The following is a 13,855-nucleotide window of genomic DNA, read 5'->3' on the forward strand; positions in this document are numbered from 1 at the left end:
AATTCTCATAGGACATGCCTTTCTTTTTCTTATTGTATCGCTCTATCTGATACAAGTACAGCAGAATTTATTTTTCTACTGCCTTTATGGCTTCCTGCAGCTGATTGTCTTCTTCATGAGTAATCTCGTCTTTATCTTTATTTAGAAGGCTGGTATCCAGGGAAACTTCTATGTCCGGTTTGATCCCTATTTTGTTGATGTTGTTTCCTTTTGGAGTGTAGTAGTTGGCGATGGTCAGTTTGATGGCACTTCCGTCTGAGAGCTGACGGATGGACTGTACCACTCCTTTTCCATAAGTAGTTGTACCTACGATGGTTCCGATTCCATAGTCCTGTACTGCACCGGCAAAAATCTCCGATGCGCTGGCGCTGTTTTCATTTACCAGGACTGCAAGTGGAATCTGGAGTTCATTTTTGCCATCACAGGTTTGTTCTTCTCTGTTTCCGTCTTTATCCTCTGTATATACGATCAGGCCTTCCGGCAGAATCTCTCTGAGTATCTCGCATACAGAGTCCAGAAGACCTCCCGGATTGTCCCTAAGATCTACGATCAGACGTTTCATTTCCTGTTCATCCAGATTCTGAAATGCCTCACGATACTGCTCGCAGGTCACGCCTTTAAATTCTGTAATACGGATATAACCAATCTGGTCATCCAGCATTTCATGGAATACAGAGGGCAGTTCCACATCGGTTATGGAAACTTTGATCTTCATGGGTTCTTCCACATTCTCTCTGTGGACAGTAAGCACCACGCTTTCTTTGTCTGAATTCCGGATCATATCTGCCACATCAGAAACTGCTGTATCTGTAATATCTTCCCCGTCAATGGCGCTGACGATATCATCTTTCTTCAGGCCTGCCGCTTCCCCGGGACCGCCCTCATAGCATTCTACGATCCGTATCCCTCCTTCTTTGTTCTTCTCCATGGAAATTCCAATTCCCTGATAAGTTCCCTGATTGGAGGTGTTTTCTTCTTCGTATTCTTCTGCTGTATAATATCTGGAATAAGGATCATCCAGGCCGTAGATCAGTCCTGTATAAAGACCTTCTTTTAATTTCTCCTGATCCTTATCTCCCAGATAAGACTCATCAATGATTTTCTCCAGTGCTGCCAGTTTCACGGTACACTTTCTGTCACTGAGCACACTTTTCCCGCCTGTGTAATTCACACCATAAAACACTCCTGTTCCCAGTACTGCCACAACAAGGCCTCCCGCAAGGGTGCCTTTCCAGAATTCTTTATTTTTCATGTTTATTCTCCACTTCTTTATAAAGAAACAGCCGTCGGTAAAATCCGGCGACTGCTTTTGTACTATACTCTTAAATGTTTTCTGGTTGTAAAGAAACTTCCGATCAGACCGATTCCGATTCCAAGTCCGAGACTGATAGGAAGCAATGTCTGATAAATCTGCCATACAGGAATGAAATCCACCACTCCGCTGAGCACATTAAATTTCGTGAGAATATAGGATACTGCTCCATTATAACAGAAATACAGACCGATCAGCGGAACAGCCGCTCCGATAACGCCCAGAACAATTCCCTCCAGAACGAAAGGTGCCCGGACAAACGCATCAGTAGCTCCTATATATTTCATGATTCCAATCTCATCCTTACGTACAGCAATACCTACTGACACAGTATTACTGATCAGGAAAATGGAAATAACCAGAAGCAGCACAATGATCGCAATGGAAACATAGGAAACCAGTTTGTTTACATTTCCCAGCGTCTTCGCAGCTTCTTCCGACTGGTTGACTTTTCTTACATGTTTCAGTTCCTGTATATAAGAAACAAGTTCTGTCTGTTTCGTGATGTCATTCATATATACACGGTAGTTCGCTGAATTGGCAAGCGGATTATCGTCCTTGAATCCATCTGCCGCTTCTGATCCCTGGAAATACTGATCTTTATATTCCTGCCATGCATCATCTGCTGACTGGTACTCGATCTTCTCTACTTCCGGACGGGCTTTAATCTTTTTCCCGATGGCTTTGATCTGCTTATTTGTAGTTTCCTCATCAAAGAATACGGTGATGGGTACTTCCTGCTCTACTTTATGTGCAATGTTATTGACATTATTTACAATAGAAAAGAAAATCCCGAACAGAAAAATGCAGGCAGCCATGGTAATAATGGAAGCCAGGGAAAACATCCAGTTTCTTTTGATATTTTTGACACCCTGTTTCAGGGTGTACCAGATTGTACTAGGCCTCATGATATTCTCCCTCTTTCTCGTCACTTATAATGGAACCTTCGTGCATGGTCACAACTCGTTTACGCATGGCGTTTACGATTTCTTTGTTATGTGTAACAACCACTACTGTGGTTCCTCTGTCGTTGATCTGTTCCAGAAGTTTCATGATCTCTTCGGAAGTCTTCGGATCCAGGTTTCCGGTTGGCTCATCTGCCAGAAGGATATCCGGGCGGTTTACCAGAGCTCTGGCCAGTGCTACTCTCTGCTGTTCTCCTCCGGATAACTCATCCGGATTGGATTTATATTTACCGGCAAGTCCTACCTCCTGAAGAACTTCCGGAACCCTTTTACGGATGACGCGGGTAGGTCTGTTTACCACACGCTGGGCGAAAGCTACGTTCTCGTATACGTTTCTGTCTTTCAGAAGACGGAAATCCTGAAATACTACCCCGAGTTTACGGCGGTATTTGGCTACTCGTCTGTGTTTCATTCCTTCAAGGCGCTCTCCGCTTACAGTGATCTGGCCGGATGTGGAATCCAGTTCTTTCATAAGAAGCTTCACCAGGGTTGTTTTTCCTGATCCGCTGTTTCCTACTATAAATACGAATTCACCTTTATCTATATGTAAGTTCACATGGTTCACGGCCGGAAGCCCGGGTCCGTAGGACTTGCTTACATCTACAAGGTCTATCATGTATGTTTCCTCCAAATGGTTAATGTTTTCGTAATATTATTGTAATATACGTTTCCGATTTGTGCAAGAGGGTGTTTTCAGGTTTCATAGAATGTTCATACTTATTGACGTTCACTCCGTGTTCCTACACAACCCGAATTTTAACTATACACTGTTGCAGAGAATTTGTAAAGAGCAGATATCTGACAGCAATAATGCCTGCCGTAAAAAACGGCAGGCATCTGGTAGACAAAGTTTCTTTTTTTAGTTGTTCAAAACGTCTCTTTTCCGCTAAAATACGGCATCAGTACTCCAATGTTTCCATATATTTCATATACCGTACTACCATCAGCGCGATCTTGAATGTGATGGCATCTTCGAATACACGGAGGTCAAGCCCTGTGCTTTTCTGAAGTTTATCGAGACGATAAACCAGAGTGTTTCTATGGATGTAAAGCTGTCTGGAAGTTTCGGATACGTTGAGACTGTTCTCGAAGAATTTGTCAATGGTAACAAGAGTCTCTTCATCGAAATCGTCAGGGGACTTGCCGCCGAAGATCTCCTTTATGAACATTTTACACAGCGGGATCGGGAGCTGATAGATCAGACGTCCGATTCCAAGTGAACTGTATGCAATAACCTCTTTATCCCCGAAGAAGATCTTTCCTACATCCAGTGCCATACGGGCTTCTTTATAGGAACGTGATACTTCTTTCAGTTCATTGACGATGGTTCCATATGCCATATGTGTTCTGCCGTCATTTCCCATGCCAAGTGTATCCAGGATCGTATGGGCAAGCTGATCCATCTCCGGATAGTTCTCGCCTTCATCCAGTTCTTTTACAATAATGATGCTCTTCTCATCTACTGCTGTAATAAAATCCTTGCTCTTGCCGCCGAAAAGGCTCTTCACGCTCTCCATGGAACTGTGGTCTTTCTCCTGAGGCATTTCCAGGATCATTACCACTCGGCGTACATCCGCTTCAATATGAAGTTTCTTCGCACGATTATAAATATCCACCAGAAGCAGATTGTCAAGGAGAAGGTTCTTGATAAAGCTGTCTTTATCAAACCGTTCCTTATAGGCTACGATCAGATTCTGGATCTGGAATGCTGCCAGCTTGCCCACCATATAAGTATCCTCATCATCACCGTGAGCAACCAGAATATATTCCAGCTGATAATCATCACAGACTTTAAAATACTGGTAGCCTTTTACAAGCTGACTGTCAGCCTGAGACTCTACAAAAGCCTGCACATCTGCTGATGCAATGGAAAAATCTGCAAATGTACTTGCAAGCACTTTCCCCTCTGTATCAATTACACAAAATTCTGTTCTTGAAATTTCTTTTAATCCTTCAAGAGTATTCTGAAGCACCTGATTCGATATCATCCAAATTCAATCCCTTCTCATCTATAGTGTTTGTTCTTCCGTTTTAACCATAAATCTTTATACCTGCAATACATTTTAATACAAATTCACCAAAAATAAAAGAGGAAAGATGAAAAAACTTACAATTTTTTGTATAACTTTTTTTATATTTTGCTCAGTTTTGTCCTATAAATTGACGCTTTTGATTATTTTTTCTCGATAAATCCTTCTCCATGTACTTCTCTTGCATCTGTAACGATCACAAATGCATCCGGATCGATCTTATCCACCTTTTCCTTCAACATGATAATTTCTTTTTTGTTCACTACACAGAAGAGCATCAGCTTATCCTGACCGGAATACATTCCTCTTGCATTGATTCCTGTGACTCCACGATCAAGGTCATTGATGATCATATCTGAAATCTCTTTTGGCTTTCCTGTGATGATATAGGCTGCCTTGGAAAATTTCAAACCTTCGATCAGTCCATCAGAAACCTTGGTCACCAGATATACTGCGATGATGGCATATAAAGCTTTATGAACACCGAACACATACATTCCCACAAGCACAACCATTGCATCGATCACTTGCATGATCTGTGCAATGGAATAATGTTTCAGGAATTTCTGGATAATAGCAGCCATCATGTCTGTTCCTCCGGTTGTTCCACCTCCCAGGAAAACCAGACCAATTCCTACCCCCTGGATCACACCACCGTACAATGCCGAAAGAAGCAGATCATTTCCTGCCAGATTCCATACCGGCTGGATGGCCAGCCATACAGAAAGGGAGATTTCACCCAGTATGGCTCTTTTTATAAAAGAAAATCCTCTCACCTTCCAGGCAATAACAAACAGTGGAAGGTTTAATACACAGTTTGTAACCCAGAGAGGTATTCCGCCTTCTATTAGATTCTTCGTCCATGCCTTAATAATAATGGCGATACCTGAAAAGCCCCCGGTTACCATTCCTGCTGCATCAAATACAGAATTAATAGCAAGGGACATCAAACCGGTTCCCACAATGATCATCAGATAATCCAGCCCTACCGGCTTTTTCCCATTTACTTTTAACATCACTTTTCCTCCATGCTATCACTTCATCACTGCGCTGTAATTATTTTTCTGTAAACTACAAGAACGGCAGCAATCCCTCAAGGACTGCTCCCGTTCTTATTTTAGCCTTATTTCTTCGGCTTATTGATAAAATCAACAAAATGATAGCTCTCCATTATCTGGAAATACTTTACGATCCTCGGATAAAGAGGCTCTGCTTTCTCTCCGAATTCCTCTTTCACCAGTGCCGCAATCTCTGCCACTGTTTTCTTACCATCAATCAGCGGCCAGATAAAAGTTCCGTTCTGATCCAGATGTATCTTCGTATATCTGGGTTTATTGAACAGTTTCTGCGCGATCGTATTGAACGCACCTTTATTTTCTATTTCCAACACCATTTTCCCTCTGATGTCCTCATGCCAGCGAAGCTGACCGGAACGCTCAGGAATCAGATCCAGATAATTGATCTGCTGCTCTTTCTTTTTATTATTTTTCATCAGGCTTTCTTCTTTTTCCAGATACTGAATTTCATCAGGAACAGGATCATAAGAACCATAATGATCACGCCGCCGGCATTTCCAAGGTTAAGGCTTCCGGAAAGATCGAATACACCACTTACGTTTACAACTGCAAGAATTGCAAGTAAGATACCTACAAGACCTTCACCGGCGATCATACCAGCACAATAAAGTGTACCGTCTGTTGCCTGTGCCTCTTTAGTCTTAGCATCAACGTTCTTTCTGCCGTCAACGAACATACGAACAACACCACCGATCATGATAGTAGCGTTGAGGTAGATTGGAAGGTAAAGACCGATAGCAAATGGCATAACCGGAATTCTTAAGATTTCCAGACCAATTGCAAGGAATACACCGATAAATACCAGTGTCCATGGAAGCTTGCCGCCCATGATACCTTCTACGATCATCTTCATCAGAGTTGCCTGAGGAGCAGGTACTTCTGCACTTCCGTATCCCCATGCAGTGTTCAGAAGATAAAGAACACCACCGATAGCAAGACCGGAAGCAACAACACCGATAAGCTCACCGATCTGCTGTTTCTTAGGAGTTGCACCAAGAAGATAACCTGTCTTTAAATCCTGTGAAGTATCACCTGCGATTGCTGCTACGATACAGATTACGGAACCGATAGCAATTGCTGCTTTCATTCCGTCGATACCGGTTTTGCCGGATGCTTTGATAATCATTGTTGCGATCAGAAGAGTAGCGATAGCCATACCTGATACAGGGTTGTTGGAGCTTCCTACAAGACCAACCATACGGGAAGATACAGTTGCAAAGAAGAAGCCGAAGATTACGATGATCAGCGCACCGATCGGGTTAACCGGGATAGCCGGAACAAGCCAGATGATTGCAACCATTGCCACAATACCGATCAGGATAATGTTCATCGGAAGATCCTGTGCGGTTCTTTCTGTACTTGTATTCTTACCGCCCTTCATGCTCTTCATGGAATCGCGGAAGGTTGTAATGATCAGAGGCAGGGATTTGATCAGGGAAATAATACCACCTGTTGCGATAGCTCCTGCTCCGATATATTTTACATAAGTACTCCAGATTTTAGATGCTCCGCCTGCTGCATAAAGAGCAGAAATTGTTTCTGTTCCGGGATACATAACTGTATCAGCTCCGAACAGACAGATTACCGGAATCAGCACCATCCAGCCAATAAGAGAACCAACAAACATAAAGGATGCGATTCTTGGTCCTACGATATATCCAACACCGAGAAGTGCAGGATAGCATTCCATACCAATTTCACCTTTGAATCCTTTAAATGCTGCTGCAACGTCTGCAGGGATTACCTTTAAACCGTCAACGACAAATTTAAAGATCGCTGCGATTCCCATACCTGAGAATACTGTCGCAGCGTTTGCACCACCCTCTTCACCTGCAAGAAGAACATCTGCGCAGGCAGTTCCTTCAGGATAAAGAAGTGTTGCATGCTCTTTTACGATCAGTGCGTTACGAAGTGGCACCATAAAAAGTACACCAAGAACACCACCGCAAAGTGCGATTAATGTGATTTCCACGATACCCGGCATTTCACAAAGTCCTTCTTCTGCCCAGAGGAACAGAGCAGGCATTGTGAAAATTGCACCGGCTGCCAGTGATTCACCGGCTGAACCGATTGTCTGGACCATGTTGCTCTCCAGAATGGAGTTCTTTTTCATGATCTTGCGAATTACGCCCATGGAAATAACTGCTGCCGGAATGGAAGCAGATACAGTCATACCTACACGCAGACCAAGATAAGCATTGGCTGCACCGAAGATAACTGCAAGGATAACACCCATGATGATGGATGTCACCGTAAATTCAGGTGTGATCTTGTCAGCCGGAATATACGGTTTGAACTCTTTGTTTTTGTCCATGATTTCCTCTCCCTTTTGTATTGATTTATAAACATAGAACATTATAGCGAAATTTATACAAAAAGGCAAGGTGAAAAAACTGGTTTTTTATGCACTTTACCACATTGGCGTGCTAACTCGATAATCTCTTAACATATCATCACGCTCAAACAGCATATTTTTGCCCTGTTTTATCAGTCTATTCATCTGAATCCAACTGTTTAATCAGGTATCTCCCGACAATTCTGGAAAAATTCGAAATATCCCGGATATATGCGAAATCTTTGCCAAATATCTTTTTTTCTGTGGAAAGGTCTTTTTCTTCCCCTGCAAAGACTCCCAGAACACTTACTCCAAGGTTTCGCAGGTGCCGCACTTCTGTAGCAGTATCATTGATCGCATATTTTCCCATATAAGGTTCCGGGTTCTTTGCGTGAGGTCTGTTTACGATGACATCGTATGGTTTTCCATCACTTAATACAATGAGGATTTTTTTCTCCTCAGATCTCTGAAGCAGACCGTATCCTGCGGTTTTGATAGCAAGTCCATCCCTGTTATTGGAAGAAGTTACATAATTAAAAATATTTTCATTAGCTGACTGTGGATCATCGTACTCGCGGAATCTGTGAAGAATCGTATAGTCCCAGAATGTGCAGAAGCTCATGACACGGTGAGGCAGGTTTACATTGCTTAATGCTTCACTGATGATGTAAGCCTGTAATGCCACATCTCCCTGCCTGGACATCTGGGAACCGCTGGCATCGATCAGCACATCTACTACGAAATCAGATGCATCAGATTTCAATTCTCTTTTAAACAGATTTGCTTCACTGCTTCTGCCCACACGCCAGAGTCTGGACGGAATGATTGTTCCTCTGTCTGACAGTACTTCCTGCGTCTCGCTTTTCAGCACCAGCGTCTTTCGCAAAAGATCTGTGAGGGATGCGATGTTCTGCTTTACGATTCTGTGTTTGTCATGGTAGAGCCAGATATTCTTATTCTTTAATCGCACTGCATATTCGTACTGATAGTTTCGTTTGACCGGATTCTTAAGAATTCCTTCTGTAAAATAGAGGCTGCAGTCCCTGTGAAGTTCCCGGCACATCAGGTAATTCATTCTTTTTTCTTCTGCCGGAGTGAGGTAAGTTTTTCCGAAATTCAACTCTACATAGGTGTATGCTTTCTCAAGTTCTTCCTCTGTGAGAATTGTAACTTTATGTTTGGTCTGGCGCTGTTTTTCCATTTCTTCAGTGACAGTGGTGTCTTCCATGTCAGTAATCTTGTTTGCCATCTGTTCGATGTAGCTCTCCAGGGCTTCCTCATAGAGTTCTTCTGTGAGAAAATCTTCCCAGTCGTATTCTGTCAGTTCTTCCATGGTGACAGCCATGACCTGTTCCAGTGTGCCGTGGTCTTTCTCGAAATTCGGGTCAATGATGTTGTTATAAAGGTTATCAATGATGCGGATCAGTTCCATAGTGTCTGCAGCTGTCCGGGATTTGTAGACCAGATCGCGGATTTTGCGCAGGCGTTCTTCTACGTGATGATTTCCGTTCTGCAGACGATCACGCAGGATAGCAATCTTCAGGCGGCCCAGGATATCTCCGTAGGCTGGCATCTGCTCAAATTCCTGATCCAGGATATCCTCGAACGCTTCTCTTTGCATTTCCCGGACTCCCGGGCGTTCCTGACAGATTTTATCCCCGATTGCTTCTTCTACACAAAGCTGTGCTACTGCAGTCAGTTCGCCTTCGCCTGCCTGGCAAAATACTTTCTTTACCAGATATAAGCCAAGCAGATCTTTGTCATAGTATTTTGCTAGGGCACCTTGTTTGATACCGTCATACAGAGCAATTGCCTTTGAACGAAGATACAGGGAAACGTCTACTTTCATATTCAAGGTGTAGTCTCCGCTGATGGTCCAGAGAAGATTGCGAATCCTGTTTTCCAGTTCCAGACGGTAATCGTCGATTTCTACGATTTTCTCATCTTTCATATACATCATCCCTTGTCCAGTCTGCCGGAATTCTGGTTTTTACAATATCTTCTACGATTTCCTTCTCGAAAATATCGAAAGTCTTGTTTACAACGCCCATGTTAACTGCTTTTCTCGGAGAAAGTCCGGTTTCTACAATCTTCATGGCAGCAAGGAGTCCTCGCAGATCCAGAGGTTTGGTGGAAATCTCGCTGTTTGTGGCTTTTAGCTGCAGATCCAGGAATACACCGATAAACTGTGTTCTGGCGTTTTCTTTTACCTTCGGGAACATCTGGTGGAAAATGAATTCCAGGGATTCTTCAGTCTGGGCCGGCATGTCGATGACCAGGAATCTGGATACCAGCGCTTCATTGAGTTCTTTTGTTCCTGCATAGCCGTAGTTCATGGTTCCGATGAAACGGGATGCCGGATGGAGGTCGATCTTGTCATAGCCTGGCACATCGATGGAGCGGCGGTAGTCCAGGGTTGCGTGAAGAACGGAAACAGCATCATTCTTTGCCATGTTGATCTCATCGAGGATTCCGAATCCGCCATATTCTGCGCACTGGTAGATGGTTCCTTTGCGGAGTTTTACTTCATTGTCTACAAAGGTGTCTGTGCCGATCAGATCTCCGCTGTTTGTGTTTACATGAAAGGAAACATTGTATGCAGGACGGTTGAAAATATATGCCAGGTTCTCTGCAAGGATATTTTTTCCTGTTGCTTTCGGACCGGTGAGTAACAGGTTCTCGCCTTTGAGCAAGCCGGCAATTGCCATCTCCAGGATGTCTTTTCCATAGAATGGAATGGATGGTTTCACGATCCTGGCGGCTGCTTCCGGTGCTACTTCATACTGGCTGCGAAACTCTTCTACTCTCTTTATCAATTCAGGGGATACCTGCTGTTCCTCCAGAAATTTCAGTTCTTCCATTTAGTTCTCCTTTATATAACTATTATAGTCCAGTTTGTGTTATAGAAAAAGGCCGCTTATCTTTTACAGATTCACGACCCTTTCATTATAGCATTCTTCTTTATATTTTTACAACATTATACTTCAAATACAAGATCTCCATAAGAAGGCATCGGCCACATTTCCTTATCTACGATCATTTCCAGTTCATCCACAGGCTCACGTAAAGCTTCCATTGCAGGAACCACCTTTTCTCTGCAGAATACGGCTCTGTCCCGTCCCTCTGCATATTCCGGGGTCTTCTCAACCAGTTTGCTCAGCTTACTCATGGCACTGTTTGTAGCCTTTAAGAGTTTTGATGCTTTCTTGAGCAGATCAAGCTGAACACTTACATCGATCAGTCCCTCGCCCGCTGTTTTCACTGTATTGATCGATTCGCCAAGAACAGTGGTATATCTGATAACTGCCGGAATGATCTGCTTGGTTGCCATATCAATCATTGTCTTTGCTTCAATATTGATTGCTTTAGAGTAAATCTCATATTTAATCTCTGCACGTGATTCAAGCTCAGCTCTTGAAAATACATCAAAAGATTCAAAGAGTTTCACTGCCTTCTCTGTAGTAAGTGCAGGGATTGCATCTACCATGCTCGGAAGGATCGGAAGTCCGCGGCGTTTTGCTTCTTTCTCCCATTCCGGTGCATAGCCATTTCCGTTAAATACGATCTTCTGATGATCTGTGGCATATTCTTTGATCAGGTCATGTACCGCCAGTTCGAAATCAGGAGCTTTTTCCAGACGGTCACATGCTTCCTTAAATACTTCTGCTGTGATCGTGTTCAGGACTACGTTACATGCAGAAATAGAATCTCTTGAGCCTACCATACGGAATTCAAATTTATTTCCTGTGAAAGCAAAAGGTGAAGTACGGTTACGGTCTGTGGCATCCTTCATGAAATCAGGCAGCGTCTTAACACCTGTTTCCAGCTTACTTCCCTTTTTACTGTGAGTTGCTGTTCCTGTGCTGACCAGCTGCTCCAGAACATCCTCAAGCTGCTCTCCAAGAAATACGGAAATCACTGCCGGCGGTGCCTCATGGCCGCCAAGTCTCTGGTCATTTCCCACATCTGCCGCAGATTCACGCAGAAGATCTGCATGTTCATCTACTGCTTTCAGGATACAGGTGAGGACCAGAAGGAACTGAATATTTTCATGAGGTGTTTTGCCCGGATCCAGAAGATTGATTCCGTCATCTGTGGTAAGAGACCAGTTGTTATGCTTACCGGACCCGTTCACACCTGCAAATGGTTTCTCATGAAGGACACAGCGCATTCCATGGCGGCTGGCAACCTTTTTAAGGATACGCATCATCATCTGGTTCTGGTCTGCTGCGATGTTGACCGGTGCATAGATCGGTGCAAGTTCATGCTGTGCAGGAGCAACCTCATTGTGCTGTGTCTTGGCAGGGATACCAAGTTTCCAGCATTCTTCGTTTACTTCTTTCATATATGCGGAAATTCTCTGACGGATACTTCCGAAATAATGGTCATCCATCTCCTGTCCCTTAGGAGGCATGGCACCGAACAGTGTTCTGCCTGTGTAGATCAGGTCTTTTCTCTGAAGCCATTTTTCTTTATCTACCAGGAAATATTCCTGCTCTGCACCTACGGATGGAGTTACTTTCTTGGAAGTTGTATTTCCAAAAAGTCTGAGCAGACGGAGGGCCTGGGTGTTGATCGCTTCCATAGAACGGAGCAGCGGTGTCTTCTGGTCAAGTGCTTCTCCTGTATAGGAACAAAATGCAGTAGGAATACAGAGCGTTCCACCTGCTGCATCATGACGTACAAATGCCGGTGATGTGCAGTCCCATGCTGTGTATCCTCTCGCCTCGAAAGTCGCTCTTAATCCGCCGGACGGGAAGGAAGATGCATCCGGTTCCCCTTTGATCAGTTCTTTTCCGGAGAAAGACATCAGAACTTTACCATTATCCATCGGAGCTGTGATAAAGGCATCGTGTTTCTCTGCTGTCACGCCTGTAAGAGGCTGGAACCAGTGGCTGTAGTGTGTGGCACCCTTTTCAATGGCCCATTCTTTCATTTCGTGTGCTACTACATCTGCAATCTCCATAGACAGTTCTTTGCCTTCTTCTATGGTTTTTTTCAATTCTTTGTAGATTTTCTTCGGGAGTCGTGCCTGCATGACGGAATCATTAAACACGTCACATCCAAAAGTCTCTACTACATTGATATACTCACCCATTTTATTTCTCCTTTTTATTTATTAACGGGGAAATGCCAATTGACTTGGTTTCCTCATTCTTGGTGCTTTTAAGATATAAATTCAGTGCTTCGTGGCAGTTCTCGATCTCTATCTGTGTATGGCTGCCTCCGAATTCACCATCCAGAGTCCAGGGTACTGCTTCCTCTGATGTAAGGGTTACGCTGGCTGATTTAAAGGAATAGATCATATCTGTGTTGTCCTCTGCTGTCAGCATGGCGGTCATGATTTCCTGTAATTCCAGCGGATTCTTTGGCTGTTTGATCATGGTCACTTCAAAAAGACCATCATTCATATCTACATTTTTGCCGGTAAGATTCTTAAATCCTCCCACGGATCTGGAGTTTGTGACCATTCCAAAAATGAAATCATCTTCTGCATTTACTTCTTCTGATTCAATTTTCATATGGTATGATTTGATATCGAAAAGTCGTTTGACTCCCTCCAGAAGATAAGCTACATGTCCCAGAATGTTCTTGAGATCCTGATCTGTCTGATAGGCTACATCTGTGAATAGACCGAAAGCTGCTATATATGTAAAGCTCTGGTTATTGAATCTGCCGATATCACAATGATAAAGTTCTTCTTCCATGATCATGGAGGCTGCTTCTGTCATGCTCTTCGGCATAAAAAGACTATTTGCAAAATCGTTGGTGCTTCCTGCCGGAATGTATCCGATGGGAACGGAGCTTTTTTTCTCCATGATTCCGGTGACTACTTCGTCGAGTGTGCCATCGCCGCCACTGCATACGATGAGGTCTACTTTATCTTCGTATTCTTTGGCTTTTTCGTAAGCATCTCTTGGTTTCTGTGTGGAATAGATAGTGACTTCGTAGCCGCCTTTGTTGAATATATCTACAATTTCAAGCAGGTTGGTTTTGATCTTGCCTTTGCCTGCTTTGGGGTTGAAAACAAAGAGCATTTTTTTGTTCATTCGAGCAATTCTCCTTTTTTCAGAGTTTAGGGACGCATACAAATGAGGGTATGCGGATTTCTATTTATATAATATAAGAAAAAAGGT

General features: G+C 43.5%; 11 protein-coding genes. All 11 read right to left on the reverse strand.

Annotation, left to right across the window (positions count from 1 at the left end; all coding sequences use genetic code 11):
* Window positions 1-67: 67 nt before the first annotated feature.
* The 11 genes from R8695_RS12675 to R8695_RS12725 all read right to left on the reverse strand — a co-directional run bounded on the left by R8695_RS12675 (window position 68) and on the right by R8695_RS12725 (window position 13,768).
* Complete coding sequence (locus tag R8695_RS12675) at window positions 68-1,252, reverse strand: S41 family peptidase (protein WP_154781019.1); 1,185 nt, start codon at window positions 1,250-1,252, stop codon at window positions 68-70.
* A gap of 62 nt (window positions 1,253-1,314) precedes the next feature.
* A complete protein-coding gene (gene ftsX, locus R8695_RS12680) occupies window positions 1,315-2,220 on the reverse strand; it encodes a permease-like cell division protein FtsX (protein WP_154781018.1) in 906 nt (301 codons plus the stop codon).
* Window positions 2,210-2,893, reverse strand: a complete 684-nt coding sequence (gene ftsE, locus R8695_RS12685; RefSeq protein WP_118509339.1) for a cell division ATP-binding protein FtsE — start codon at window positions 2,891-2,893, stop codon at window positions 2,210-2,212. Before ftsE ends, ftsX begins: the two co-directional genes overlap by 11 nt.
* A gap of 283 nt (window positions 2,894-3,176) precedes the next feature.
* Window positions 3,177-4,265 (reverse strand): PucR family transcriptional regulator, encoded by a 1,089-nt coding sequence (locus tag R8695_RS12690; protein ID WP_118509338.1) that lies wholly within the window; start codon window positions 4,263-4,265, stop codon window positions 3,177-3,179.
* Window positions 4,266-4,450: 185 nt separating this feature from the next.
* A complete protein-coding gene (locus R8695_RS12695; protein ID WP_154781017.1) occupies window positions 4,451-5,323 on the reverse strand; it encodes a YitT family protein in 873 nt (290 codons plus the stop codon).
* A gap of 107 nt (window positions 5,324-5,430) precedes the next feature.
* Window positions 5,431-5,799, reverse strand: a complete 369-nt coding sequence (locus tag R8695_RS12700; protein ID WP_118509336.1) for a PqqD family protein — start codon at window positions 5,797-5,799, stop codon at window positions 5,431-5,433.
* On the reverse strand, window positions 5,799-7,697 hold the full coding sequence (locus tag R8695_RS12705; protein ID WP_118509335.1) for an OPT family oligopeptide transporter: 1,899 nt from the start codon (window positions 7,695-7,697) through the stop codon (window positions 5,799-5,801). The genes R8695_RS12700 and R8695_RS12705 overlap by 1 nt, the downstream gene beginning before the upstream one ends.
* A gap of 178 nt (window positions 7,698-7,875) precedes the next feature.
* Window positions 7,876-9,669, reverse strand: coding sequence for a cobaltochelatase CobT-related protein (locus R8695_RS12710; RefSeq protein WP_154781016.1), 1,794 nt, complete (start codon window positions 9,667-9,669; stop codon window positions 7,876-7,878).
* On the reverse strand, window positions 9,659-10,579 hold the full coding sequence (locus R8695_RS12715) for an AAA family ATPase (protein ID WP_118509334.1): 921 nt from the start codon (window positions 10,577-10,579) through the stop codon (window positions 9,659-9,661). Before R8695_RS12715 ends, R8695_RS12710 begins: the two co-directional genes overlap by 11 nt.
* A gap of 116 nt (window positions 10,580-10,695) precedes the next feature.
* Window positions 10,696-12,816 carry a glutamine synthetase III family protein gene (locus R8695_RS12720; protein WP_118509333.1) on the reverse strand — a complete coding sequence of 707 codons (2,121 nt, stop codon included), beginning with the start codon at window positions 12,814-12,816 and terminating at the stop codon, window positions 10,696-10,698.
* Window position 12,817: 1 nt separating this feature from the next.
* Window positions 12,818-13,768 (reverse strand): diacylglycerol/lipid kinase family protein, encoded by a 951-nt coding sequence (locus tag R8695_RS12725; protein WP_118509332.1) that lies wholly within the window; start codon window positions 13,766-13,768, stop codon window positions 12,818-12,820.
* Window positions 13,769-13,855: the final 87 nt, after the last annotated feature.

The sequence above is a fragment of the Blautia luti genome, from assembly GCF_033096465.1.
Classification (GTDB): Bacteria; Bacillota; Clostridia; order Lachnospirales; family Lachnospiraceae; genus Blautia_A; species Blautia_A luti.

What these genes read in the sequence shown, in the direction of transcription:
- R8695_RS12675 (WP_154781019.1), bottom strand. Translation starts at nt 1,252, where the DNA reads ATGAAAAATAAAGAATTCTGGAAAGGCACCCTTGCGGGAGGCCTTGTT.
- ftsX (WP_154781018.1), bottom strand. Translation starts at nt 2,220, where the DNA reads ATGAGGCCTAGTACAATCTGGTACACCCTGAAACAGGGTGTCAAAAAT.
- ftsE (WP_118509339.1), bottom strand. Translation starts at nt 2,893, where the DNA reads ATGATAGACCTTGTAGATGTAAGCAAGTCCTACGGACCCGGGCTTCCG.
- R8695_RS12690 (WP_118509338.1), bottom strand. Translation starts at nt 4,265, where the DNA reads ATGATATCGAATCAGGTGCTTCAGAATACTCTTGAAGGATTAAAAGAA.
- R8695_RS12695 (WP_154781017.1), bottom strand. Translation starts at nt 5,323, where the DNA reads ATGTTAAAAGTAAATGGGAAAAAGCCGGTAGGGCTGGATTATCTGATG.
- R8695_RS12700 (WP_118509336.1), bottom strand. Translation starts at nt 5,799, where the DNA reads ATGAAAAATAATAAAAAGAAAGAGCAGCAGATCAATTATCTGGATCTG.
- R8695_RS12705 (WP_118509335.1), bottom strand. Translation starts at nt 7,697, where the DNA reads ATGGACAAAAACAAAGAGTTCAAACCGTATATTCCGGCTGACAAGATC.
- R8695_RS12710 (WP_154781016.1), bottom strand. Translation starts at nt 9,669, where the DNA reads ATGAAAGATGAGAAAATCGTAGAAATCGACGATTACCGTCTGGAACTG.
- R8695_RS12715 (WP_118509334.1), bottom strand. Translation starts at nt 10,579, where the DNA reads ATGGAAGAACTGAAATTTCTGGAGGAACAGCAGGTATCCCCTGAATTG.
- R8695_RS12720 (WP_118509333.1), bottom strand. Translation starts at nt 12,816, where the DNA reads ATGGGTGAGTATATCAATGTAGTAGAGACTTTTGGATGTGACGTGTTT.
- R8695_RS12725 (WP_118509332.1), bottom strand. Translation starts at nt 13,768, where the DNA reads ATGAACAAAAAAATGCTCTTTGTTTTCAACCCCAAAGCAGGCAAAGGC.